Origin of the sequence: Thalassospira xianhensis MCCC 1A02616, assembly GCF_003326475.1 — a bacterium.
Classification (GTDB): Bacteria; Pseudomonadota; Alphaproteobacteria; order Rhodospirillales; family Thalassospiraceae; genus Thalassospira; species Thalassospira xianhensis.
On the sequence record NZ_JPWA01000003.1, the window covers coordinates 49,565 to 74,818 of the forward strand.

At 52.9% G+C, this 25,254-nt stretch carries 26 protein-coding genes; 8 read left to right on the plus strand and 18 right to left on the minus strand.

Translation table 11 applies throughout. The features are described 5' to 3' along the window. Window positions 1-92: 92 nt before the first annotated feature. From TH5_RS03920 to TH5_RS03930, 3 genes are all read right to left on the minus strand, one after another. Window positions 93-1,115, minus strand: a complete 1,023-nt coding sequence (locus tag TH5_RS03920; protein ID WP_114120768.1) for a porin — start codon at window positions 1,113-1,115, stop codon at window positions 93-95. A 511-nt stretch (window positions 1,116-1,626) separates the two neighbouring features. Further along, complete coding sequence (locus TH5_RS03925; RefSeq protein ID WP_114120769.1) at window positions 1,627-2,649, minus strand: porin; 1,023 nt, start codon at window positions 2,647-2,649, stop codon at window positions 1,627-1,629. A 436-nt stretch (window positions 2,650-3,085) separates the two neighbouring features. After that, window positions 3,086-4,099: a porin gene (locus TH5_RS03930; protein ID WP_114120906.1), complete on the minus strand. Its 1,014-nt coding sequence runs from the start codon at window positions 4,097-4,099 to the stop codon at window positions 3,086-3,088. A gap of 251 nt (window positions 4,100-4,350) precedes the next feature. On the opposite strand from TH5_RS03930, the gene TH5_RS03935 reads away from it, so the two are divergent. The 4 genes from TH5_RS03935 to holA are packed head-to-tail and all read left to right on the plus strand — an operon-like array spanning window position 4,351 to window position 7,171. Further along, window positions 4,351-4,920, plus strand: a complete 570-nt coding sequence (locus TH5_RS03935; RefSeq protein ID WP_114120907.1) for a DUF3576 domain-containing protein — start codon at window positions 4,351-4,353, stop codon at window positions 4,918-4,920. A 31-nt stretch (window positions 4,921-4,951) separates the two neighbouring features. Beyond that, window positions 4,952-5,620 carry a hypothetical protein gene (locus tag TH5_RS03940; RefSeq protein ID WP_147250047.1) on the plus strand — a complete coding sequence of 223 codons (669 nt, stop codon included), beginning with the start codon at window positions 4,952-4,954 and terminating at the stop codon, window positions 5,618-5,620. Further along, window positions 5,617-6,126, plus strand: a complete 510-nt coding sequence (locus TH5_RS03945; RefSeq protein WP_114120771.1) for a hypothetical protein — start codon at window positions 5,617-5,619, stop codon at window positions 6,124-6,126. Before TH5_RS03940 ends, TH5_RS03945 begins: the two co-directional genes overlap by 4 nt. Window positions 6,127-6,139: 13 nt before the next feature. Next, a complete protein-coding gene (gene holA / locus TH5_RS03950; protein ID WP_114120772.1) occupies window positions 6,140-7,171 on the plus strand; it encodes a DNA polymerase III subunit delta in 1,032 nt (343 codons plus the stop codon). A gap of 87 nt (window positions 7,172-7,258) precedes the next feature. Here holA and TH5_RS03955 read toward each other — a convergent pair whose 3' ends face one another. From TH5_RS03955 to TH5_RS03985, 7 genes are all read right to left on the minus strand, one after another. Then, window positions 7,259-8,503 carry a ParB/RepB/Spo0J family partition protein gene (locus tag TH5_RS03955; RefSeq protein WP_114120773.1) on the minus strand — a complete coding sequence of 415 codons (1,245 nt, stop codon included), beginning with the start codon at window positions 8,501-8,503 and terminating at the stop codon, window positions 7,259-7,261. After that, a complete protein-coding gene (locus TH5_RS03960; RefSeq protein ID WP_062950071.1) occupies window positions 8,500-9,324 on the minus strand; it encodes a ParA family protein in 825 nt (274 codons plus the stop codon). Before TH5_RS03960 ends, TH5_RS03955 begins: the two co-directional genes overlap by 4 nt. Then, window positions 9,321-9,956 (minus strand): 16S rRNA (guanine(527)-N(7))-methyltransferase RsmG, encoded by a 636-nt coding sequence (rsmG, locus tag TH5_RS03965; RefSeq protein WP_114120908.1) that lies wholly within the window; start codon window positions 9,954-9,956, stop codon window positions 9,321-9,323. Before rsmG ends, TH5_RS03960 begins: the two co-directional genes overlap by 4 nt. Window positions 9,957-10,165: 209 nt before the next feature. Then, the gene (gene mnmG, locus TH5_RS03970) at window positions 10,166-12,064 is read right to left on the minus strand and encodes a tRNA uridine-5-carboxymethylaminomethyl(34) synthesis enzyme MnmG (protein WP_114120774.1); all 1,899 of its coding nucleotides are present in this window, start codon (window positions 12,062-12,064) and stop codon (window positions 10,166-10,168) included. Window positions 12,065-12,210: 146 nt separating this feature from the next. Continuing rightward, window positions 12,211-13,620, minus strand: coding sequence for a tRNA uridine-5-carboxymethylaminomethyl(34) synthesis GTPase MnmE (gene mnmE, locus TH5_RS03975; protein WP_114120775.1), 1,410 nt, complete (start codon window positions 13,618-13,620; stop codon window positions 12,211-12,213). A gap of 304 nt (window positions 13,621-13,924) precedes the next feature. Continuing rightward, complete coding sequence (locus tag TH5_RS03980) at window positions 13,925-14,254, minus strand: (2Fe-2S) ferredoxin domain-containing protein (protein WP_114120776.1); 330 nt, start codon at window positions 14,252-14,254, stop codon at window positions 13,925-13,927. A 4-nt stretch (window positions 14,255-14,258) separates the two neighbouring features. Next, window positions 14,259-14,519: a DUF6489 family protein gene (locus TH5_RS03985; protein WP_114120777.1), complete on the minus strand. Its 261-nt coding sequence runs from the start codon at window positions 14,517-14,519 to the stop codon at window positions 14,259-14,261. 295 nt (window positions 14,520-14,814) lie between these two features. On the opposite strand from TH5_RS03985, the gene TH5_RS03990 reads away from it, so the two are divergent. The 3 genes from TH5_RS03990 (at window position 14,815) to TH5_RS04000 (ending at window position 18,637) form a co-directional block, all read left to right on the plus strand. After that, on the plus strand, window positions 14,815-16,866 hold the full coding sequence (locus TH5_RS03990) for a thioredoxin domain-containing protein (RefSeq protein ID WP_114120778.1): 2,052 nt from the start codon (window positions 14,815-14,817) through the stop codon (window positions 16,864-16,866). Between the two features lie 124 nt (window positions 16,867-16,990). Further along, window positions 16,991-17,476, plus strand: a complete 486-nt coding sequence (locus TH5_RS03995; protein WP_114120779.1) for a methylated-DNA--[protein]-cysteine S-methyltransferase — start codon at window positions 16,991-16,993, stop codon at window positions 17,474-17,476. Window positions 17,477-17,662: 186 nt separating this feature from the next. Then, window positions 17,663-18,637, plus strand: coding sequence for a quinone oxidoreductase family protein (locus TH5_RS04000; RefSeq protein ID WP_114120780.1), 975 nt, complete (start codon window positions 17,663-17,665; stop codon window positions 18,635-18,637). A 71-nt stretch (window positions 18,638-18,708) separates the two neighbouring features. Here the strand turns inward: TH5_RS04000 and TH5_RS04005 are convergent, their stop codons facing one another. Continuing rightward, complete coding sequence (locus TH5_RS04005) at window positions 18,709-19,260, minus strand: HD domain-containing protein (protein ID WP_114120781.1); 552 nt, start codon at window positions 19,258-19,260, stop codon at window positions 18,709-18,711. Window positions 19,261-19,397: 137 nt separating this feature from the next. On the opposite strand from TH5_RS04005, the gene TH5_RS04010 reads away from it, so the two are divergent. After that, window positions 19,398-19,679 carry a hypothetical protein gene (locus TH5_RS04010; protein WP_114120782.1) on the plus strand — a complete coding sequence of 94 codons (282 nt, stop codon included), beginning with the start codon at window positions 19,398-19,400 and terminating at the stop codon, window positions 19,677-19,679. Window positions 19,680-19,748: 69 nt separating this feature from the next. On the opposite strand, the gene TH5_RS04015 is transcribed toward TH5_RS04010, so the two are convergent. The 7 genes from TH5_RS04015 to dnaQ all read right to left on the minus strand — a co-directional run bounded on the left by TH5_RS04015 (window position 19,749) and on the right by dnaQ (window position 25,253). Further along, on the minus strand, window positions 19,749-20,318 hold the full coding sequence (locus tag TH5_RS04015; RefSeq protein ID WP_114120783.1) for a GNAT family N-acetyltransferase: 570 nt from the start codon (window positions 20,316-20,318) through the stop codon (window positions 19,749-19,751). A gap of 194 nt (window positions 20,319-20,512) precedes the next feature. Beyond that, window positions 20,513-21,775, minus strand: coding sequence for a transcription termination factor Rho (gene rho, locus TH5_RS04020; RefSeq protein ID WP_007088512.1), 1,263 nt, complete (start codon window positions 21,773-21,775; stop codon window positions 20,513-20,515). A 335-nt stretch (window positions 21,776-22,110) separates the two neighbouring features. Continuing rightward, window positions 22,111-22,470 (minus strand): helix-turn-helix domain-containing protein, encoded by a 360-nt coding sequence (locus TH5_RS04025; RefSeq protein WP_114120784.1) that lies wholly within the window; start codon window positions 22,468-22,470, stop codon window positions 22,111-22,113. Further along, window positions 22,467-23,114: a Smr/MutS family protein gene (locus TH5_RS04030; protein WP_114120785.1), complete on the minus strand. Its 648-nt coding sequence runs from the start codon at window positions 23,112-23,114 to the stop codon at window positions 22,467-22,469. Before TH5_RS04030 ends, TH5_RS04025 begins: the two co-directional genes overlap by 4 nt. Continuing rightward, complete coding sequence (locus TH5_RS04035; RefSeq protein ID WP_114120786.1) at window positions 23,092-23,553, minus strand: LutC/YkgG family protein; 462 nt, start codon at window positions 23,551-23,553, stop codon at window positions 23,092-23,094. The genes TH5_RS04030 and TH5_RS04035 overlap by 23 nt, the downstream gene beginning before the upstream one ends. Continuing rightward, entirely contained in the window at window positions 23,546-24,625 is a 1,080-nt protein-coding gene (locus TH5_RS04040; protein ID WP_244204815.1) for a substrate-binding periplasmic protein, read from the minus strand. Before TH5_RS04040 ends, TH5_RS04035 begins: the two co-directional genes overlap by 8 nt. After that, window positions 24,549-25,253 (minus strand): DNA polymerase III subunit epsilon, encoded by a 705-nt coding sequence (gene dnaQ / locus TH5_RS04045; protein ID WP_114120788.1) that lies wholly within the window; start codon window positions 25,251-25,253, stop codon window positions 24,549-24,551. Before dnaQ ends, TH5_RS04040 begins: the two co-directional genes overlap by 77 nt. Window position 25,254: the final 1 nt, after the last annotated feature.

The following is a 25,254-nucleotide window of genomic DNA, read 5'->3' on the forward strand; positions in this document are numbered from 1 at the left end:
TCTAATATGACACTTCACCGAGCATTTTAACTCAGTAATAGAAAGGGGGCGGAAAATCCGCCCCCCTTTTAAATCACGCCAATTCCGAAGAATTAGAAGGTCAGTGCAAAACCGGTCACAACACCGTAACCGTCGTTGTCCTCTGCGCCGTCGACTTCGTCGTCAAACCAGAAGATCGAGGATTTCCATTCAACACCGGCACCAAGGGTATAGGCCAGGCCGAGATCAGCTGTACTGATTTCGCCGGTGCCATCACCACGGCTGCCGTTGCCATATTCTGCATAGCCATAGGTCAGGGAAACAGCCGCTGCACCCATTTCATAGGAAACGCCGATGTCGAACTGATCGGTGTCATCCGGGTCGCTATCGCCCTCGCTGAAGCCATAATCATCATCGGTGTGGGAGTAAGAACCACCGACGGTGAAGTTGCCAAAGCCGACATTCAAGCCACCACCAACGAGGTTGCCTTCACCCCAATTTTCACCAATCGCAGAAACACCAAGGGAAATGCCGTTCAAATCAGCTTCGTATTCCAATCCGCCGGAGACAATATTGTCGCCCGAACCGTCCTGATTGTTATAGCCGTTTGCACCGTTGCGATTGCTGTCATCCGCAAATGATACGCCGGCACGGAAACCACCAAAGCTTGGCGTGTAATAGGTCACGCGGTTCTGGTCACCGGTCGGGATTGTCGTGTCGATCAGGTAGGAATCGACCCAGATATCCAGATCCCCATCGTTGATGCCAACCGGACCAACCGCAGGAGCAACGAGTTGCATTGAATCGGCAGCACTATCGTTTTTGCCCATTTCAATACGACCAAAGCCGCCGTTAACGAACAGGTATTGCTCGTCGATCTGGTCGCCAGAGGTTTCACCCTCAAGCTCGACAACCGCACCAACCTCAATCCCGTTATCAAGGGTGGTTGAACCCTTGAAGTGGATTTCAGTATCGGATTGGAAGGCATTGTTGCGATCACCGACTTCCTGATCGGCAAAACCAGCCCACTGGTTCATGTAACCGCCAACCGACAGTTTGATCGGTTCGGAGGCCTGCGCCTGGCCTGTGAAGGCAACAGCTACGAGCGCGCTCGTAGCAATCAGAATCTTTTTCATCTTACCCTCTTGGATTCATGTGTGAATCGAACATATCCAACCCCGATATGTCCGAACTCTCCAAAGCAAGAGAACAATTAAAATGACCGATGGTCAATTAATTTAACGAGGAGGATATCTTTTCCCAATGCGAGTGTTGCATATTGATCACTTTCATGCCGGAATATACTGGTTATTCTGTTATACAGAACGTTCAAGAAGGACCTTGCAAAACTTCGACACATAAAATATATGACCAATAGTCATTTAAGTCCAAGCCTGAAGCAACAGTATCAAAAATGCGGCTGCCACACACAGCCAAAGGTGACAATCGCGCAGGCATACCCTCATGCCTGCGCGAACTTTTATCCGGACACAAATTTCTAGCCGCCCAAAAAAATCCCAGAATGTTATTTGAAATCAGGCAAGAAAGCCAAAAAATTCCGTATTTTCAATAAGTTAACAGGGTCCCCAGAACAAAAAAGAAGGGGGCGGTAAACCGCCCCCTTCCAGTTGTGCCAATCCAAATAGATTAGAAGTCGAGACGAATACCAGTAACTACACCGTAGCCGTCATTATCAGCTTCGCCGTCATTTTCCTGATCGAACCAGAAGACCGAAGATTTCCAAGCAACGCCTGCACCAAGGGTGTAGGCAAGACCAAGGTCAACAGCCTGAATTTCACCGGTGCCGAAATCTTCATAACCATAGGTTGCCGAAACAGCAGCAGCATCCATGGCGTAGGAAACACCGACATCAAACGCGTCGAGGTCCTGACCGTTCGAACCGTCATCTTCCAGGTTAAGGCCGTAATCGTCTTCGGTATGACCGTAGGAACCGCCAACGGTGAAGTTGCCAAATCCGACATTCACACCGGCGCCATACCATGCGCCTTCACCCGACTCTTCGCCGGTGGCCGACAGTCCAAGTGACCAGCCATCGAAATCGCCGAGATATTCGACACCGGCGGAAACGATGTTGTCACCCGAACCAGACTGATTGTCATAACCATCTGCACCGTTACGGTTGCTGTCATCAGCATAGGAGACACCGGCACGGAAGCCGCCAAATGACGGGGTATAATAGGTCAGACGGTTCTGATCGCCGCTCGAACGAACGGTGTCGATCAGATATGCATCAGCCCAGTTGGACATGTCACCATCGTTGACACCAACCGGACCGACGGCCGGCGCGGTGATGCCCATATCGTCGGCTGCACTGTCATCTTTACCAAGCTTGACCTGACCGAAGCCACCATTGACGTACAGATACTGCTCGTCAATCTGGTCGCCAGAGGTTTCGCCTTCGAGCTCAACCGTCGCACCAACTTCGATACCGTTATCAAGGGTCGTAGAACCCTTGAAGTGAATTTCGGTGTCGGACTGGAACGCGTTCGGACGTCCTTCACCCTCAAGACCTGCACCGTCTTCGTCAGAAAAACCGGCCCACTGTTCCATGTAACCGCCGACCGACAGTTTGATTTTCTCGGACGCATTTGCCTGGCCAGCAAAAGCGACAGCGACGAGCGCGGTTGAAGCAACAAGAATCTTTTTCATCTTACCCTCTTGATGATTTGTAGCCGATCGGCAACACCGCAGACCACACATCGCAGCGACCGATCACTGAAAGAGAGTAAAACGGATATAATGACTTATGGTCAATTGATTTAAGTGACTACAGACCAGTTAAATAGTTAAGTGTGATAATTAAGTCACTAATTTCGGCATATTTTTGCCATTATTTCTGACCCAACGTCGATAATATATAATCAGTCAGTCGAACATCCGATGAAAATTTAAGATTAATAATATACATGACCAAAATTCATTAAAAAGGCTTGTTCCTGTACGGGCGCCTGATTGTTTAAAGGTTCGCGTGCGATGACGACGACAGCAAGCGAGTGTCGGAGAAATTACACATCACCACAAAAACAAAAAAGAAGGGGATGGAAAACCATCCCCTTCCAAACTGCTCAACTAATCCTGAATGAGATTAGAAGTTCAGAGCAAGACCGGTGATAACACCGTAGCCTTCGTTATCGGCATCTGATTCTTCGTCAAACCAAAAGACCGAAGACTGCCACGAAACGCCTGCACCAAGGGTGTAGTTCAGACCAACCGAAGCAGCCTGGATTTCTTCGTCGCCTTCTTCCTGATACGCATAGGTTGCCGAAACAGAGGCGGCATCCATTGCATAGGAAATACCGATATCATATGCGTCGATGTCTTCACCATTAGAGCCGTCGTCTTCCAGATTCAGGCCATAATCGTCTTCAGTGTGACCATAGGAACCACCAACGGTAAAGTTACCGAAGCCAACATTGACACCGGCACCATACCAAGAACCTTCGTTGACGTTTTCACCTTCAGCAGAAAGACCGAGCGAGAAACCATCGAAGTCAGCTTCATAGGTAAGAGCAGCAGAAACGACGTTGTCGCCGCTACCATCAATGCTGTTGTAGCCATCAGAGCCATTTTTACCGCTGTCATCAGCAAACGACACACCAGCCTGGAAACCGCCCAGCGACGGGGTGAAGTAGGTTACACGGTTCTGGTCACCGCTCGACGGAACGGTATCGATGATGCCAGCATTTTCATACCAGTCTTCAATGCCGCCATCGTTAGGGCCGACCGGGCCAACGCGCGGAGCAGTAATGCCCATCGAGTCAGCTGCGCTGTCGTTTTTACCCATTTCGATACGACCGAAGCCACCGTTCACGAACAGGAACTGTTCGTCGATCTGGTCGCCAGAGGTTTCACCTTCAAGCTCGATGCGTGCACCGATTTCAATGCCGTTATCAAGGGTGGTCGAGCCCGAGAAATAAACTTCGGTGTCAGACTGGAAAGCGTTGACACGACCTTCGGTGTCCGGAGCGTCTTCGTCAACAAAACCGATCCACTGTTCCATGTAACCACCGACCGACAGTTTAATCGGTTCGGAAGCCTGTGCCTGACCAGCGAAAGCAACAGCGACGATTGCGCTGGAAGCAAACAGAATCTTTTTCATCTTTTCCCTCAACGTCTTTGCAAGTGCGGAAAACCGCCTAACAAAAATAGGTGAACGACTTTTCCGCCGTTCGGTTCGCTGAAGATGGAGCCAGTAAATGCGGTTCGGGTCAACAACACTGTGATCGAAAAGATACATTTTCATATGATAGTTGCATATTTGACACACATGTTTTTGTTTGCTGAAACGCGCGCCGGCCCTATAGTGCGGTCAGTGAATTCTGCGCCTAGGACAAGGAATCGACCGTGCGACTGCCTTTTGTAAAAGTACTTGCTACATCCCTGATCTCTGTGCTTTTGGCTGCATGTGCCGGCTCGCAATCGGATTACGACAGTTATCCCGGCTCGGCACCTGGCGACCAGCGCGTCGGAACCAAAGGCCGCGCCGCCACAACTGCCGACATCAAAGAGCAGGGCACCCTCTTTGGTTCAGACGGGCTCAATTTTCTGGGCGGAGATGATAACAAACAGCAAGGCGGCGGCACCGGTATTGGTGTCAACAGCTTCCTGTGGCGCGCGTCGCTTGATACTCTTTCCTTCATGCCGCTCAATTCGGCTGATCCATTTGGCGGTGTGATCATTACCGACTGGTACAGCCCGCCGGAAACACCAAACGAGCGTTTCAAGATTACAGGCTATATCCTCGGTACTGCCCTTCGCTCGGACGCTATCAAGGTTTCTGTCTTCCGGCAGGTCCGTGTTGGATCGGATCAGTGGGCCGACGCAGTGGTTGAACCTGGCACCGTGACCGCAATGGAAGATTCAATACTGACCCGTGCACGTCAACTGCGCATCGATAGCGCCACGGCACAGTCTCAGTAAGCGTCATCTCCTGATAACGCCCGGCAAAAGCATGACAGACACACCTTTATATGTGTCACAGAATTACAACCCCCATTCGCTTGCTCGTGAATGGGGGTTTGTGTTGGCGGATCTTCGCCCGGTATTCACTTTGCAAAATGGCGATTTACGTACCGCTCGCCTTGATATTGCGAAGGACATACAGGCCCGTCTGCCGAAACCTGTAAAGAGTCTTCCGCGCCGTGCAGGCATGGTATCAACAGACTCCATCGACAATGATCCTGCATCCCTGCAACGACAGGTGGGCAGCGATATTCTCTGCCTGACGCTCCTCGCCGATGTTCCGCTTGATCGCCCGCTTCATATTACACAAAGCAGTCTGATTGGCCATTGGCGCTGGCTGCGTCAGGTATGGGCGCATCTGAGCACCCAAAAAGTATCTGAGGCATCAGGGTTAGAATCACTTGAATTCCAAAAGAGCCCGAAGAACGACGTGATCGATGAAATAGCCAAAGGCCACTTTAATACTGCGATTGCAGCCTTGCGCTCCGAGTTCAAAAGCTTACGGATTTCACAAAACGCATCGTGTGACCTCGATTCCAGACTTTCTTTCATTCGGAACCTAACTCTGTTTTGCCCTTTGATCGGAACGGAACTATTGTACCGTCTTGGTTATGCACCTGATGACACAAACCATCACGCAAAAGACAGCGAGGAATGACGTTGCGCTCTCTGATATCGATTATTGCCCTGCTCGCCCTCACCGGCCTTACAGCCTGTGGATTCCGCCCGCTATATGCTGAGGATAAGGGTGGCGACAGTACGGCAGCCGATATGGCCAAGGTCAAAATATCGATGATGGAAGACCGGATCGGTCAACTGACACGTAGCGTTTTGGTCGAAACATTAACTCCGCGTGGTCAGACGTCCCGCCCTGAATATTCCCTCGATATTGACTTAAGTGAAGCAGTCTCCGAGTTAGGTTATACCAAGGACAACGAAGCGACTATCGCCGACTATATCCTGAGTGCCAATTATCGACTTTCTCGTATTTCTGATTCCAAAGTACTCCGTACGGGTACGCTGCGCGCACGCACCACATACAACCTTGTCGAGTCCGACTTTGCCTCCCTCGAAGCCGAATCCGCTGCGCGGTCTGACGCCGCCCGCAACCTTGCTCGTCAGCTGGCCAACCAGGTCGCTATCGGCCTGCGCAGCGGGCGTTAGGTAACATTTCGTTATGAAGCTTAAGGCAGCACAGGTTGAAAATTTCCTTCGCGCCCCCGATGCGAAGGCACAACTCATCCTGATCTATGGTGAGGATGAAGGGCTTGTACGTGAACGTGCAGTCAGGCTTGCCAAAACCGTGGTCGGGGACCTTAAGGATCCGTTTCGTGTCGTCGATCTTGGTGCTTCCCAGCTTAAGGAAGACGCCAGCCGTCTACGCGATGAAGCAGCTGCCATCAGTTTCGGCGGCGGGCGTCGTGTCATCCGCATCCGCGACATTGGCGAGGCACAGACCCCAGTGATTGCTGATTTTCTTGCCGATCCGGCTGGTGATGCGCTAATCGTCATCGAAGCTGGTAGCCTTGCTTCCAAATCCAAACTGCGTCAGGCCGTCGAGAAAGCGGGCAATGGAATGGCACTACCCTGCTATGCGGATAGCAGTAGGGATATTGAGACCCTCATCAATTCCGTGATGGAAGATCACAAGCTGCGTATTGACCGCGATGCTATTCGCTATCTGGTCGGAAATCTCGGCTCTGATCGTATGATTTCCCGAAGCGAGCTTGAAAAGCTGGCTCTTTACGCCCTGAAAGAAGGTCAGGTTACTCTGGCCGACGCCATGGCCTGTGTGGGCGATAGTTCCGCCCGCCACTATGATGATGTTGTCCAGGCCGTATCACAGGGCAATGTCACAAACCTTGATAGCGCCCTGACCCGGCTGGTAGAAGAAGGCCTAAATCCGGTTGGCGCGCTTCGCATGATGATCGGCTATTTCCAGAAACTGCATCTGGTCAAAGGCCAGATGGCAAAGGGCACAAATGCCGAACAGGCAATGAAATCGCTACGCCCACCCCTGTTTTTCAAAGCTGCAGATCAGTTTCGCGCCAATTTAAACAATTGGGCTCTTAACAATCTGCAACGCGCCCTGCAAATCTTGCTCGAAGCCGAAAAGGATTGCAAAAGCGGCCTCGCCATCCCGGAAACCATTGCACACCGGGCCATGATCAAGGTCGCCGTCGCCCGTCAAAAACAGGGCAGACGCTAACAATCCGAATATTTTGCAAAGGAAAACGGCCCCGGCAAGCGAGTCGTACAGGGCCGTTAACGTGAATGGAATATCGATAAAACCTAGTCAGCTTCCTCGCGTTTGCGCTTTCTTTTCTGCAAGATGATCGTTTTGCACAATTTCCGCATCCGACAATGTCTCAAGCACCTCTTCGCCGACTTCGTCTTGCTCGATTGGCATGTCACCTTCCGGCTCATCGGAAAATGCACTTTCGGCATCCTCATCGACGTCAAACACTATGTCGGTTGCATCGGCAATCGATTCGAGCTCGTCGGTAAGAAGATCGCCATCGCTGTCATCTTCATCATCAATGAACATCGAGTCGAATTCGTTGTCACCCTCACTCTGTGGAACAAGCGGATCGTTATCATCGGAGCTTTGTGCCGTTTCGCCTAACCGTCCCTGACTAAGCCGTTTCAGAATATCGTCAAGTTGCTCCAGCGTTTCATACCGGACAGAAATTTTACCCCCCGCACCATCAAAGTCGATATTCACCGCCAACCCCAACATATTGCTAAGGTCGCGCTCCAAAGCCACTGTATCTGGATCTTTTTCGAGCCCACGTGCCGATGAAGACTTCTTCTGGCGCGCAGTTTTACCGCCGTCAGTCTTCACCAGTTTTTCGGTCTGGCGGACGTTCAGGCCCTTCTTGACTATCTGACTCGCCAGCTCGACCGCATTATCCGCCCCCAAAAGCGCACGCGCATGACCAGGGCTTAACACCCGGTCCGACAACATCTGTTTGATCGGTGCTGGCAGGGTCAACAAACGCAGGCTGTTGGCAATATGACTACGGCTTTTGCCGAGCGCCTGGGCCAGTGCTTCCTGAGTATGCGAGAAATCGCTCATCAGGCGGTTATACCCCTCGGATTCCTCAAGTGGCGACAGGTCCTGCCGCTGCAAATTTTCGATCAGGGCAATCTCGGCGGTTTCCCGGTCGTCAAAATCACGCACCAGAACCGGCACTTCGTGCAATTGTGCCCGCTGTGCCGCGCGCCAGCGCCGCTCGCCAGCGATGATTTCATATGTGGTTTCACCCGTAGAGGACGCTCGCACCAGAATCGGCTGAATAATACCCTTCTGGCGAATCGAAGCGGCCAGATCGTCAATCGCTTCATCATCAAAATTGCTACGCGGCTGAAATGGCGAAGGCTTCAGATCAGTAATGGCAATCAGCTGTGTAGTACCGCCCGGCCCCGGATGAGCAATGGCCTCGTTACCGCCGGCAACCGCTGCGCCGACATCCTCGTCTTCCTCGCCCAGCAGGGCCGAAAGTCCACGTCCCAAACCGCGCTTCTTTGCCTCGCTCATGCCTTCACCCCTTCGCGTTTCAGAACTTCGCTTGCCAGATTAAGATATGCCCGTGACCCCGGACATTTCATGTCATAAACCAGCACCGGCGTTCCATGACTCGGCGCCTCGGACACACGAACATTCCGCGGGATCACCGTGCGGTAAACGACATCACCGAAATAATCGCGCACGTCATTGGCAACCTGTGCAGACAGATTATTGCGTTTGTCATACATCGTCAAAACGATGCCCTGGATTTCGAGCGCCGGATTAAACGCCTTTTTTACCCGCTTGATAGTCCGCACCAGGTGGCTGATCCCTTCAAGGGCAAAGAATTCGCACTGCAACGGCACCAATACCGCATCACTCGCCACCAGCGCATTCAGCGTCAGCAACCCAAGCGACGGCGGACAATCAATCAGTACATAATCAACATCATGAGGCAAGCGACCCAGCGATTCTTTAAGCTGCATTTCGCGGCGGTCAAAATCGACCAGTTCAATCTCCGCCCCCGACAAATCCATACCTGACGGCACGATGCTCAACCGCGGTATGGCGGTCGGCTTACGCGCTTCTTCCAGCGTATTGCCATTGATCAACACGTCATAGGAACTGATCTGCCGTTCCGACGGACGCAGGCCTAATCCTGTACTGGCATTGCCCTGCGGATCAAGATCGACGATCAGAACCCGCTGGTTTACAGCCGCCAGCGCGGTCGCCAGATTGATTGTGGTCGTGGTCTTGCCGACCCCGCCCTTCTGATTGGCAACGGCAATGATCCGCGGCCGGTGACCGGCCTCGGAAGAGATTGAAAGCGGCAGATCAATAACGTCGGTCACCGGTCAACTCCTTGCAAAATCATCACCACGCCTTCGGGATCGACCAGACTGGCATGGGTGGTTACAGTGAATGTCCAACCGGCCGCACGTGCTTCGGCCAGCTCGTCCTCAAAGGCACGTCCCTTTAGCAATACATAATGCCCGCCCGGTTTCAGATGACGCTGACCAAGTTCCAGAAGCTTTGGCAGTGGCGCAAACGCACGGGCCGTAATAACGTCCGCTTCACGCGGTGCAGCGGTTTCGATCCGTTCGCGGGCAATCTTCGTCTGACCCAGCACACCACAAACCCGCGCCGCTTCCAGCAAAAACACGGTTTTCTTGGTGTTTGATTCCATCAAGGTCACGTCATTGGCACCCAAAATCGCCAAAACGATTCCCGGGAACCCTGCCCCGGAGCCAAAATCAACGATCTTCCCGCTGCCCGCCACATCATTCAGTGATGGCCAAAGCTGCGCTGAATCCTGCAAATGGCGCGTCCAGACGTCATCTGCCGTGCTGGCACCAACGATATTGATCCTTGGTTGCCATTTGACAACAAGATCAGCATAAAGGCTGAGCCGATCCAATGTTTCACGTGAAACATTCAAATCGGTCTCAAACCATGTTTTTACGGGTTCTGAAATGGATTGCATGTTCGAGTTATAATCCGCGTTAACGAATCGCACCAGACTTGATTTTTCTAACAAACACTTTTCCCCGCGTCGAAAACGGAAAACTTTGGCAAAAGAACGGAAATGTTTCACGTGAAACATTTCACCGGCTTCAACAGACAATAAAAAAGCAGCACACATATATGTGTGCTGCCCTAACCTTATGACCAACCCAATTGTCTGATAGAGTCTCAGGCGCTACGAACAATCTTGTGCTTGTGGCTTTTGATATGACCAAGTAAAGCGGTCACTGCCGCCGGAGTCACGCCCGGAATACGTGATGCCGCACCGATGGTTTCAGGCTGAATTTCTTTGAGCTTCAACCGGATTTCCGCCGACAGGCTACCAACGCTGTCGAAGTCAAGATCGCGCGGCAGGCGCAATTCCTCGTCCCGACGGAAGGCCGCAACATCGGCCGACTGTCGTTCGAGGTAACCTTTATACTGAGCATCAATTGACACCTGTTCGCGGATTTCCGGAGTAATTTCCGAAAGCTGCGGCCAGACACGAGTGAGCGTATCGAAATCAATATCCGGATACGCCAACAGATCATAGGCAGATCGCCGCACCCCATCCTGATTGATCTTGATATCGTGCTTGGCAAGGCCGTTCGGCGTTTCGGTCAGGTCGGAAACCGTCCGCTTGGCTACTTCTAGGGCAAGTTTCTTATCACCCCAAACATGCGCACGATGCGAGGCAACACAACCAATTTCAAGACCTCGATCCGTCAAACGTTGATCGGCGTTATCGGCCCGCAGCATCAGGCGATACTCGGCGCGCGACGTAAACATACGATAGGGTTCGCGCGTACCCAGCGTCACAAGATCATCAATCATCACTCCGATATAGGCATCCGCACGATCCAGAACAAACTCGTGATCAATCGCCCCTGCGGTACTGCTCGCAACCAATGCCGCATTGATACCGGCAACAAGTCCCTGCCCAGCAGCTTCTTCATAACCGGTCGTACCATTGATCTGCCCGGCAAAGAACAGCGCACCGACTTTCTTGGTTTCCAGCGTATGGCGCAGCTCGCGCGGATCAACGAAATCATATTCGACGGCATAGCCAGGGCGGAAAATCTCGACCTTCTCAAGCCCCGGGATAGTGGCGAGCATCGCAAGCTGAACTTCCTCAGGCAATGAGGTCGAAATACCGTTCGGATAAACCGTCGGATCATCAAGCCCTTCCGGCTCCAGGAAAATCTGGTGCTGATTTTTTTCGGCGAAACGCACGACCTTGTCTTCGATGGACGGACAATAACGCGGGCCGCTGCTTTTGATCTGGCCGCTATACATCGGTGCGCGATGCAAGTTGGCACGGATAATTTCGTGCGTCGCCTCGGTCGTCCAAGTCATATGACACGGGATTTGCGAGACGGTAATTTCGCTGTTCAGGAATGAAAACGGATCTGGCGGATTATCCCCCGGCTGTTCCTGCAGGCTCGCCCAATCAATAGTGCGACCATCAAGCCGTGCCGGGGTACCGGTTTTCAGGCGCCCCAAACGGAAGCCGAATTTTTCCAGTGTTTCCGAAAGACCAAGTGCCGGAGCATCGCCGATGCGGCCCGCCGGTGTGGTTTTTTCGCCAATATGAATAAGACCGCGCAGGAACGTGCCCGTTGTCAGAACCACCGCGCCGGCGTCATATTCGCGCCCGTCTTCGGTGATGATACCAGTCACGCGGTTGTCACCGCCTTCGGCAATTTTAAGGTCGTGAACTGCACCTTCGATGATCGTTAAGTTTTCCTGATGAGCCAAAATGTCCTGCACGGCTTCGCGATAAAGCTTGCGATCTGCCTGGGCCCGCGGGCCACGCACAGCCGGCCCCTTGGACCGGTTAAGCATCCGGAACTGAATACCGGCACGGTCAATCGCACGCCCCATCACACCGTCAAGCGCGTCGACCTCCCGGACCATATGTCCCTTGCCAAGCCCGCCAATTGCCGGATTGCACGACATTTCGCCAATGCGATCAGCTCGATGTGTGACCAGAGCCGTTTTCGCCCCCATACGCGCAGCCGCAGCCGCGGCCTCGCAGCCAGCATGACCACCACCAACAACAATCACATCAAAACGGTTATCCGACATCGAATTCCTCGTTGACTTCCTTGATCGCGCAAAAGCCACAACATCCGGCCAAAGCCACACAGCTTGCGCGTCTTGTTCAGGTCTTAATTCACAATCACGCGCCATCGACAGGGCCAATGTTTCACGTGAAACAATTTCAGATAATCTTATTTGCCAATACAGAAGTCGCCGAAGATAATATCAAGCAGGTCTTCCACATCGACGCGTCCGGTGATCTTGCCGATTTCACGCACGGCGAGGCGAATATCCTCGGCCGCCAGTTCGGCAATATCAGTCTGCAATCCGCGATCCAGATGATCACTGGCACGTTCAAGTGCCTGGCGGTGCCGCAGCCGTGTCAGGGGTACCGGTCCCGCAAAATCGAGCCCCTCTTTTACGCGAGTCTCCAGCAGTTGCAAGAGGCTTTCCATCCCCTGCCCGGTCATGGCCGATATGGGCAAAACGGGAAGCTCAAGCTGATCAGCACCTGCCGATTGCCCGGACCAGACCGCCGGAACATTGCCGGCATCCGTCCCGTCAACCTTGTTGATCAACAGGATCGTATTACGGTCTATCAGTCGCGCGGTCTCTGCATCAATGCGCGGCCAATCGCCCCGATCCACCACAACAAGGCGCAGATCGGCATCCTCTGCCCGCGCCGTTGCGCGTCGGACCCCTTCGGTTTCGATCACATCGCCGCTTTCGCGAAGGCCAGCGGTATCCACCATGGTGACCGGAAAACCACCAAGATCAAGATGAACCTCGATCATATCGCGGGTGGTACCGGCAATCTCGGACACAATCGCCGCATCGCGCCGTGCCAGCCGGTTCAGAAGGCTCGATTTCCCGGCATTGGGCGCGCCCAGGATCACAATCTGGAATCCTTCGCGCAACCGTTCACCACGACGATTATCGGCCAGATGCCTCGTCATTTCGCCGTGAACATATGCCAAATCACCACGCACTACTGGTACAATGCCGCCGGGCAAATCTTCGTCGGGGAAATCAATATCGGCCTCGATATAGGCCAATGCCTTCATCAAACGCGCGCGCCAGTCTTCGTAAAGCGCACCCAACTCACCCGCCATCTGTCGCACGGCCTGCCTGCGCTGGGCGGCGGTTTCGGCGTCAATCAGATCGGCAATGCCTTCGGCGGCTGTCAGATCCATCTTGCCGTTTTCAAAGGCACGTCTGGTATATTCCCCCGGTTCCGCAATGCGCAGACCGGGCTGTGCGGCCAGACATTCCAGAACGCCATCAATTACTGCCCGCCCGCCATGAGTATGAAGCTCGACAACATCCTCGCCGGTAAAGCTGGCTGGTCCGGCAAAATAGATCGCCACTGCATCGTCAAGCCGCTCGTCCGTTTTCGGATCGCGGATCGGGGCATAGATCGCATGGCGCGCCTTTGGTAGGTTATCGCGGCCCAGAAGCGCGCGCAATGTCGCCCCGGCCATTGGCCCGGATAACCGGATTACCGCAACCCCGGCCCGCCCGGCGCCGCTGGAAAGGGCAAAGATGGTGTCTGTCTGACTCCCTTGGATCTGGGGTCCATCGTTGGTCACGTTAATTGTCATCCGTCCTGCTATCTCACGCCATCTGAAGGAAAATGTTTCTGGCTGTCCATATCGGTCAGCATACCGAACAGGTCAACATATAGCTGCAATTGCAAACAGCGCTTTAAGGCCAAAAGCAGCATGTCACTACCTTTCTGACCACCAAGTTATGTTCGCGGAGATCGGTATAGTTTGTTTAACTGAACTTAGACGGGCATAGACAGGTATACTCAGCCCTTATTGCCTGAAAACACAAAAACGGCCCGTGTAGGAGCCGTTTGGAGTGATCGTCCTATTGATGGTGGTGCGCATCACGCCTGCACGCTTACTGATCCAAGCTGAGGCGCAACCGTTCAACAACTTTTCCGCCCACCAGATGGTCATTTAGGATGGCATCAACATCTTCCATCGTCTCGTAACGATACCAAGTACCTTCGGGATAAATCACCATCACTGGCCCCAGCTCGCAACGATCAAGACATCCGGCAGTATTGATTCGGGTCATCGGCAGACCAAGTTCCTTGGCACGAACCTTCATGTAATTGCGAAGCTTCGTCGCCCCTTTGGTATTGCAGCATCCGCGTTCGTGTCCCACGGGACGCTCGTTCTGGCATACGAAAACATGCGCCTGATAAAAATGTGCCTCAGTGGTCAAGCTGTCAGTCCTTGGTGTTCTTGCCAGCGGTGTTTCCGGCAGCGTTAAACTGGCTCCAGAAGGCTTTCTGAAGCTGTTCCCAGTTCTGCATGCCCTGCGGCAGCCAGGTATTGAGCATGGTTTCGGGATCCATCGCCGCAAGATTGGCTTTCATCCGGTCCTCGATATCTTTCATCAAGGCCTGCTGCATGGGCTGCACATCGGGCAGACCAAAAAAGGTGCGCAGTTCTTCTGGCGTGCAATCAATATCCACGGAAACTTTCATCGCCCTGATCTCCTCTGTTTGATCTTCTGCTTTTTATTGGGTCCATTATGGACGCCCGTGCGAAGTTCTCAATCACTATCGACCTCAGAGCACTTCCAATCAGTTAAAAGCCGATAAAATCGCGATATATTGCTAATCCAATCCCTTTACCCCCCTTGCCTTTCGCTTCAGGGGCTTTACCCTTACATCCATAGAGTAAATACCCGCAATGGGATGGGAATGATGCCCTCCCCGCAAATCATAAAAAAACCCGCCACCTTCACAGGAAATCCGGACGGGTACAGGACACGATGCCATGAAACTTGCCCAGAACAATCTTGGTTCGGAAACCAGCCCCTATCTTTTGCAGCACCGAGACAATCCGGTGCATTGGCAACCCTGGAGTGCCGAAGTTCTGGCCGCGGCCAAGGCGGCAAACAAGCCTGTTCTGCTATCGATTGGCTATGCGGCGTGTCACTGGTGCCATGTTATGGCACATGAAAGTTTCGAGGATGATGGCATCGCCGCCCTGATGAACGAGCTGTTTGTGAATATTAAGCTCGACCGCGAGGAACGCCCGGATCTTGATAGTGTCTATCAGAATGCGCTAGCATTGCTGGGTCAGCAGGGCGGATGGCCGTTGACCATGTTCCTGACGCCGGATGGCGAACCGTTCTGGGGTGGGACCTATTTCCCCAAGGAGGCCCGTTATGGCCGCCCGGGGTTTGGCGATGTTTTGAAATCGGTTGCGGAAATCTATACCGAACAACCCGAGAATATTCGCCATAACGTCACGCAAATCGGTCAGGCTCTGCTTAAAATGAATAGCGGTGCTAACGGCTCGGTGCCCTCGCTTGCGTTGATCGATCAGTGCGGGCATGGCTGTTTGCAGATCATGGACGGCGAAAATGGCGGCACCAATGGTGCGCCAAAATTCCCGCAACCAAGCCTTCTGGCCCTTATATGGCGTGTCGGAGTTCGCACCAACGATACCGATCTTAAACGCATCGTCCGCCACAGCCTTGATCGCATGTGCCAGGGCGGGATTTATGACCATGTCGGTGGCGGTTTTGCCCGTTATGCCGTCGATGACCAATGGCTGGTGCCGCATTTTGAAAAGATGCTGTATGATAATGCGCAGCTGATTGATCTTCTGTGTGATGTCTGGCGTGAAACCGGCAACCCGCTTTATGAAGCCCGCATTTCCGAAACCATCGACTGGATCCTGCGCGATATGCGAGTCCCCGGCGGAGCCTTTGCCGCCAGCCTTGATGCCGACAGCGAGGGTGTAGAAGGCAAGTTCTATGTCTGGGACGAAGCCGAAATTAACGCCATTCTTGGCAATGATGCCGCCCTGTTCAAGGATATCTATGACGTCAGTCCCTCGGGCAACTGGGAACATAAAAATATCCTGAACCGCACGCAATCGGGCCTTGGCCTTGCGGACCGAACAACGGAAAAGAAACTTTCGGAAATACGGACAAAGCTTTTGGCAGTGCGCAACAAGCGCATCTGGCCGGGATGGGATGACAAGGCTCTGACCGACTGGAACGCAATGACCATCGCAGCTTTGGCTGAAGCCGCAATGGTGTTCAAGCGCGCAGACTGGCTTGATTATGCAAAGCTTGCCTATAATTTTGTGATCAACAGCCTGATGACTGGCGAAAGCAATGACCGGCGCTTCCTGCATAGTTATCGCAATGGAAAGGCACAGCATGCCGGGATGCTCGAAGATTACGCGCACATGATCCGCGCGGCTTTGCGGCTTTATGAATGCTTTGGCGAGGATGCATACCTTCGCGAAGCCACCGAATGGTGCGAAGCAGTCGAAAACCTGTTTGCCGACACCAAAGGTGGTTATTTCCAATCGGCATCTGATGCCGATGATCTGGTTGTGCGCCAGAAACCGCATATGGATAATGCGGTTCCGGCTGGGAATTCGGTCATGGCACAAAATCTGGCGCGGCTTTATGCCCTGACCGGCGATACTAAATATCGCGACCGGGCGGAAATCACCATTGCCGCCTTTGCCGGGCGATTAAACGAACAATTTCCCAACATGCCTGGCCTTCTTCTGGCAGCCGAAATGATGCAAAATCCGCTTCAGATCGTGCTGATCGCCAAGGAACGCAGCCAGATGTACATGGAAATGCGGCGTGCCATCTTTGCCGCCTATCTGCCAAACCGTGCGATCACCATTCTGGCCGACACCGATGCCCTGCCCGATCTTCACCCGGCCAAGGGCAAAACGGCGATCGATGGCCATGAAACCGCCTATGTCTGTCAAGGACCTGTCTGTTCTACGCCGGTAACCAATCCCGCCGACCTTGCCAAACTGCTTGCTGGTTTGCCGAATAGAGCGGCATAAGAAGAATCAGTAACGTAATCTCAAATCGTATGTTTCACGTGAAACATACGATGGTTGGCGCTCTTCGCCGGCACCCCAAAATTTATTCTGCCTTTTACCCTCCAGGAGTCACAGGATTCAGGCCATGCCCCAGATTTCGATGAACAGCCCCGTCGGGGCAATTACAATCTTCGAATTCGGCGAACAGATCGTCGCCGTCGATTGGGGTTTTGTCGAGGATATGGAACCCAGCCCCGTCCTGAACGAAGCAAAGGCACAGCTGAACGCCTATTTCGACGGCAAACTTGATATCTTTGACCTGCCGCTGGCCCCCGACGGCACCGACTTCCACAAAGCGGTTTGGGATGCCATGTGCAAAATACCGCGTGGCAAAACCGCGACTTATAAAGATTTGGCAATTGCCGCCGGGGCACCAACAGCCTATCAGGCTGTCGGCACAGCCTGCGGGCTTAATCCGATCCCGATCATCATTCCGTGTCACAGGGTTCTGGCAAGCGGCGGCAAACCGGGTGGTTATTCGGGCGACGGTGGACTTGAAACCAAACGCGCGCTTTTGAAGATCGAAGGCGTCGATCTGATCATCCCGAGCGATCAGGGTAACCTTTTCTGATTAGTCCGTGCCCCTACGGATTTGATCTTGCGTTCCATCTGGCATTCCATCAGGTGAAATACCGTCTTTTAACCTCTGTCCGAACGGACAAAACCAAACCTGCTGAATAGTAAAATGGCGTTTTCTGACATAGACTTGGACCATTGATCAGACAAGCGCCAAACGGCGCCTTAACGGGAGGTCTCCATGACCAAAGCTTTCCGATTTTATGAAACCGGCAACAGCGATGTGCTGCGTTTTGAAGATGTCAAGATCGGTGCACCGGGTGCCGGTGAAGTTCGCCTGCGCCACGAAGCCATCGGATTGAACTATATCGATATCTATTTCCGTTCCGGTGTTTATCCGGCCCCGTCCCTGCCATCAGGCCTTGGGCTTGAAGGCTCAGGCGTGATCGAGGTCGTAGGTGACGGTGTAACCGACCTTGCGGTTGGCGATCGGGTTGCCTATGCCGCGCAACCGCTTGGCGCCTATGCCGAGACACGTGTAATGCCTGCCAAGAGCCTGGTTAAAATCCCTGACGGGCTCAGCTTTGATCTGGCAGCAGCGGCAATGTTGCAGGGCATGACTGCCCAATATCTGTTGCGCCGAACCTACCACGTCAAAAAAGGCGACACGATCCTGATTCACGCGGCCGCAGGCGGAGTTGGCCAGATTGTCTGTCAGTGGGCAAAACATCTGGGTGCCACTGTAATCGGCACCGTCGGGTCAAAGGAAAAGGCCGAAATCGCTAAATCCAAGGGATGCGATTATCCGATCCTTTATCGCGAAGAAAAGGTATCCGAGCGTGTCAAAGAAATTACTAACGGCCAAGGCGTTGAAGTTGTTTATGATTCTGTCGGCAAGGATACCTTTGACGACTCGCTCGATTGCCTGAAACGGCTTGGCATGATGGTTAGTTTCGGCCAGTCATCAGGCGCTGTCCCCCCCGTCCCGCTTAAAGCACTCGCACCCGGGGCCTATTTCCTGACCCGGCCAAGCGTCTTCCAATATACGGCTACCCGTGAAGAACTTCTGATGACCGCGAACGAGCTGTTTGATGTGCTGAAATCGGGTGTTGTGAAGATCGATATCGGCGCGACCTATGCCCTTGCCGATGCCAAACAGGCACATGACGATCTTGAAGGTCGCAAAACTACGGGCTCCGTCATCCTGAAGCCGTAAAATCGTATCGCATTGAAAAACATGTATTCCCGCCACCTTTGCGAGAATGACAGACAAAGCATGAGGCAGGTTTAAACACCTGCCTCTTCTTTTTCCGTGTGCCAGACACGAACATCGCGCGCGATGGCATCGAAACGATCCGACAGGCCGGGGCTAACCTCGCGGCACGGTGCAATCACGGCTTCCGCCCAATCGACATAGCGCAGAATCTGCTCTCGGTCCCAGCCAACCGGGGTATCGGTCAACATCGCACCGACATTGGCGACCTTGTCGGCCAGACGGACCAGTTTAGCCCCGTTACTAAGATGCGGGGCGGTTTCGATCTGGCGGGCTTTACGCTCATCGCGCGGCAACGCCTTGTCATCGCTGACTTCAAGGACGATATCGGCGATCATTTCATTGAAACAGGCGGCAATTTCACCGCGTGTCGCCCCGCAATCCTCGATCACATCATGCAGAACTGCAGCACAAAGAATATGTTCATCCGTGTGCGGTTCACATTCGATGATCAGGCGCGATACCTCGATCGGGTGATTGATATAGGGTTCATTGCCCGGACCCTTGCGGCGCTGGTCACGATGCGCGCGGGCAGCAAAATCGACAGATTTCAGTAATAGCTGCATCAGCCTTAAAAACGTAGTGGAAGAACGAGACAAGAGTCACATGTGAATGCGGCTACTGCAAGCATTGATGGCTATCGACATCAAAAATCTGTGCCCCACATACAGGAAAGAGCCAAAATCAAGGAGATGAGCGAGACATGCCCGGGGAAATGAACCTTAAACTAACTTTGCAAAATATCGGCACCGAACCTCTGCATTTAACCAGTCTGGCACCGCAAACCGGCTGGAAATCGGCCCCACCCCATCATCTGGCCGCCAATACCCAAAGCGATTGCGAAATCGTCGCCGCTGATGAACTGACAATCACCCTTCGATACGGGGTGCATCATATCGGGCTTCATTTTGGTAATGGAAAGCTGCATGTCGAACCGGGTGATAGCAAACTGATCCGGCAGAAACTTGATGGTCACAATGCCTAACTAACATTGGCGATAAACTGAATTGCCAGGTGTCTCGCATGAAACATCTCGCGAGGTTGCCGCTCAGGCCTAATTCCGGCGGCGCGCATGCCATTCGGCGGCGCGCACCGCATAGATATATTCGTCGCCCCAAATACCGTTAAAGCGATCATTTTCGATCAGATGCGCCTCGCAACGCAGGCCAAGCCGTTCAACAATACCGACCGATCCAATATTTTCGGTATCAAGCCGGGCAAAAATCCGGTGAAAACCGAAATGATCGAAACCAAGATCAATCATCGCCGCTGCAGCCTCGGTCGCGTAGCCATGGCCCTCGAAAGCCGGATTGAAGATATAACCGACTTCAGCCTGAAGTGCTGCAATGCTGGCAAGTTTCAAAAGGACCTCTCCCAGAAGGGCATCATCGTCGCGGCGAATCACCGCCAAACGAAATACATCGCCCTCAGCATCAAAGGGCGCGGTCAGCACGACGGAAAACTGGTCCGTCAGTACATTCGCCGCCGGAGGCGCAGCGTAAAGATAGCGATAGACCGATGGCTGGGAATGATAGGCGGCATATTGGTCAAAATCGCACGCCATGAAGGGGCGAAGCGACAGACGATTTGTCTGAACCGGTGTAGAAGGAAGCGTAATTTTCATTGCAAAACAATATGTTATTTATGCTTTGCACTATGTAGGCAGGTGCTCTCTCGCCTTCAAGCGAAGTAGATCACAGCCGTTTGGCCCGCGATCGACACAGACTGATTCTCGATGTTCGTCCCAGACCAAACAAAAACCCCCGGCAGATTGCCGGGGGTTTTCACTGGAGGTTCGATTACAGGATCGAAAGGCGATCAGCCATTCATTGAATCGAAGAAATCGTCGTTGTTTTTGGTCGATTTGAGTTTGCCAAGCAGGAATTCCATAGCATCCTGCGGGCCCATCGGGTTGAGGATACGGCGCAGAACCCACATTTTGGAAAGCGCGCTTTTCTCGACCAGCAGTTCTTCCTTACGGGTACCCGATTTAAGGATATCGATAGCCGGGAAGATACGCTTGTCGGACAGTTTGCGATCCAGAATAAGCTCGGAGTTACCGGTACCTTTGAATTCTTCAAAGATGACCTCGTCCATGCGCGAACCGGTATCGATCAAGGCGGTTGCGATGATGGTCAGCGAGCCGCCTTCTTCGATGTTACGTGCAGCACCGAAGAAACGTTTCGGGCGCTGCAGGGCGTTGGCATCGACACCACCTGTCAGAACCTTGCCAGAGCTTGGAACGACGGTGTTGTAAGCGCGTGCAAGACGGGTAATCGAGTCCAGCAGGATGACGACATCATGCTTGTGCTCGACCAGGCGTTTTGCCTTTTCCAAAACCATTTCAGTAACCTGGACGTGACGCTGTGCCGGTTCATCGAAGGTCGAGCTGATGACCTCGCCTTTTACCGAACGGTCCATGTCGGTCACTTCTTCCGGACGTTCATCAATCAGAAGAACGATCAGATAGGCTTCCGGGTGGTTTTCCTCGATCGCGTGCGCAATGTTTTGCAGCATCACGGTTTTACCGGTGCGCGGCGGTGCGACGATCAGGGCACGCTGACCTTTACCCAAAGGCGAAACAAGTTCGATCACACGGTTGGTGATGTCCTTATTACCTTCCTGGTCGAGGTGACGCTCCATCTTGAGCGGCTCGTCCGGGTAAAGCGGGGTCAGGTTATCGAAATTAATGCGATGGCGAACTTTTTCAGGTGCATCAAAGTTGACCTTGTCGACCTTGAGCAGCGCGAAATAACGCTCGCCTTCCTTCGGTGAACGAATCTGGCCTTCAACCGTGTCGCCAGTACGCAAACCAAAGCGTCTGACCTGACTTGGCGAGACATAGATATCGTCTGGACCGGCAAGATAGTTTGCCTCGGGGCTACGCAGGAAGCCAAAGCCGTCTGGCAGAACCTCCAACACGCCTTCGCCGAAAATGGCATGATCGTTTTCGGCCAGCTGTTTGAGAATGGCAAACATCAGCTCCTGCTTACGGAGCGTGCTGGCGTTTTCGATTTCGAGTTCCTCGGACAGGGCAAGAAGCTCCGTCGGGGATTTCTTTTTGAGTTCCTGAAGATGCATATGTGCGTTTAATGATCTTGTGATTGCCGGGAAAGGCGATGATTGAAAGGAGGAGAGATAAAGAGAGGAATGCGGTTGACGGTCAGGCAGATGATCGTTTCTGCGGACCGTTCGTAACCTTGTAGTTGTGAAGCAGGCAGGACTGTTTCATGTTTCGGGTGTGAAACACCACAGATTGATAACGCCGATTAAACCAATAGTCAAACCGTGTTTCACGTCATTAAGGCAATATCACGTATACCTGTTGCAGAACTGCCATCCTTACGTCGTCTGCCCGCCCGAACTGGCGAAAGATATTCTTCAACCAACCGGTGAACCGATCCTGTGCGTGCTGGTCAGCCGACCCGTTCGCTGATGATAGCCAGCATGCGGGCGAGCTGGTCGTCACTTAAACCAGCAATCCGTTCCGACAAAAGATTGGCAAGTTCGGTTGCTTCAGGCTCCAGCCCTGCCGTATCCACCGTTACCTTTGGATGGGAAAGCTGTGCCAGGCGTTTGATTTCGTCAACTTCGTCCCAGACCAGATTGAAATAGCCGCAGATTTGCTGCACCAACCCCGGGCTTGGCCGGCCGCGATGGCCATGTTCAAGGGCCGAAAGGTAAGCTGGCGAAAGCTGCAAGGCGTTTGCCATATCTGTCAGGGTAACATTGCGCCGCGCCCGTAATTCGCGAATACGATTGCCAAAGGGTGTCACGGGCGTCTCCGTTTCAGCAGAACATAAAAAGCGCCCGATCCGCCGTGCTGGATACGGGCTTCGCTGATGGCAAGAATGCGGGTACGCAACCGCGGCGCGCTTAGCCATTGCGGGGTGCGTTGTCGCAAAAGACCGGTGCGGCCATATTCATCGGCGCGCGATCCCTTGCCGGTAATCACCAAAACGCAACGCTTTCCTGCCCGCCAGCTGTCTTCGATGAAGGCATTCAGCGCATGATGGGCGACATCTTGGGTCATGCCGTGCAAATCAATACGCCCATCAATTGACATCTGGCCTTTCTGGAATTTTTTGGCCGTCGATTTATCGATATTGTCGATAACACCGGGTTCAAGTTCAGCCAAGGCGCGGTTTTTGATTTGCGGGCCGCGATCAGCATTGCGTGCGGATGGCAGGTTACGTGCGGCACGGACGTCTTCAGCCTTGTTGATTTCCCCCTGCAGATCATCCGGAAGCGGCATGGCCGTGTCGCTTTTGGGATGATCTTCGTCAAGTTCAAACACGACGTCACTGCCCTTACGCTGCTTGGAGCGCAGGGGTTTGACATCACGCGTGAAGATTTCCCAAAGGGCTTTTTCTTCGTCGCTGACGGAGCGCCGTCTTTTATGCGTTTTCTTTTGTGTCATCCACCAGAACGATATGCAAGCTGCGCGACCCGTGCGTACCCAGCTGTATCGTCTGTTCGATATCGCCTGTTCGCGACGGGCCCGCCACCCAAAGGAATGTTCGCGGCATATTGCCGTTTCCTTCCTGTTCGCGCAACCGTGCCCATACTTCTTCGTAAATTCCGACGATATCGCCGGCTTTCAAAACCACAATATGGGTATCGGGAAGCATGTTGACCGTATAGGGCGTGTCGGCCCCGCTTCGCAGCATCAAACTACCGGTTTCCGCCACGCCGCCAAAACTTGGCGTAACCGCAACCGCGTCTTCGGCACCAACGATCCCGGTCAAAACTTCAAGAGCAGTATCGGACCGGGGAAGCCCGGAAATGCTGAGATCCGGAGATGTTTTAATCTGCGCCGAACCCAGGATGTCCGCATCTTGATAAACTCTGTCAGTCATCTCGCCCGAAAAGATCAAGACAGGCGACACCGTTATTATCGAGATTCAACATTGCCCGCAAAAAAGCACTCTCACTATCTGAAGACAGGCCATGATTTTCACGCAATTTTATGAATTGACCAGTTTGTTTATTCTTATCAAGAGACTTTTGCAGGGCTTCTATTTCGCCAACCGGAGCAGCCTTGCTGATCGCCATATAGAGAAAGCAACTGCGATAGGGTAAAACGCCGTCAATGTCACGTTGCTGTGCGCTGGGATCAACAATATCGCGATAGTGCCGCAAGACAGAACCACCAATCGCAATCAAATCAACACGATCAGCCTGCAACATCGGCAGCAGAAGGTCTTCGCGCGGCACCAGAACAAGCTGCTGTGCCCCGCGTCTACGCAAATAGGGTTCACGGGCAGATCCCAGCAAAACCCCGATACGTGCCGAAGCAAGGATTTCCTCGAACGGCATGTTTTGCCATTTGGCATCTGCGTAACCGTACAGGTTCCAGATTGTGCGGCTGATCGGGCCAACCCATTTAAATCTGCTCTCGCGGTCAGCCGTGCGAGTTGTCGGATAGATAACATGCCGGTCACCCTGCATTGCCTGTTCCATGACCCGTTTCCACGGGGCCTGCTCTGCAATGATATAAGACAGACCTGCATCCTGAAAAACCGAGACGACAAGATCATCGAAATAACCGGGTTCGGGGCGAATGGGATCGGCACCGCCTTCTGACCGGTGGATGGTATAAGCAAGTTTCCCATTGATAAAATTGTCTGTTGTCTGCTGCTCAACCGGAATTTCGGGCTCAATATGGTACTGCGCTCGAACATCCCGTACTGCAAACGCCAACAACAGCAGAGCAATCAACAAACAGCTGATAACGTCCGACCATTTAAAAACCGAGCGGTTCAAGAATAGACGTTCAAAAAATAACGAGAGGATTTGGCGAAGAGAACTAAATTTTGAAAAAACGGCATATCGGAAAAACATGCCGGTCACATCAAATTTCTTCGCGCTTGAGCCAGATGGCAGCGGAGACCTTTTTCTTAATATAGATCTGGTGCGCCTCAAGCTCATCTTCGCTGAGAATATGTGGTCTTGGTTCCAGGTAGTTTTCTTTTGGCCCCACAATACGCGGCGTATCTACCACAACCTTTTTAGTAACCTTGGAATCAAGCGAAAGGCCGTGCTGCCGACCACCCAGCAGCTCAAGATAGACCAATGCAAGAAGATCGGAATCGAGCAGCGCCCCGTGCAAAGTACGGTTTGAGTTATCAATTTTGAAGCGGCGGCATAGCGCATCAAGACTGACCGGAGATCCGGGGAATTTTTTGCGTGCCATCTGCACCGTATCAATCGCGCGGTCCATCGCTATTTTCGGCTTGCTAAGCCATTCAAGTTCCGCATTCAGGAATTTCATATCGAACGCGGCATTATGAATCACGAGATGTGAATCATCGCCGATAAATTCGAGAAAATCGTCGACTACCTCGGCAAAGACCGGCTGGTCTTTAAGGAAATCGTCGCCAAGGCCGTGGACATCGAATGCCTCTTTGGGCATCGGGCGCTGCGGATTGATATACTGGTGATATTGCCGTCCGGTCGGCATGTGGTTGAAAAGCTCAATACAACCGATTTCCACAAGGCGATGGTCAGCATACGGATCAAGGCCTGTGGTTTCCGTATCGAGGACAATTTCACGCATA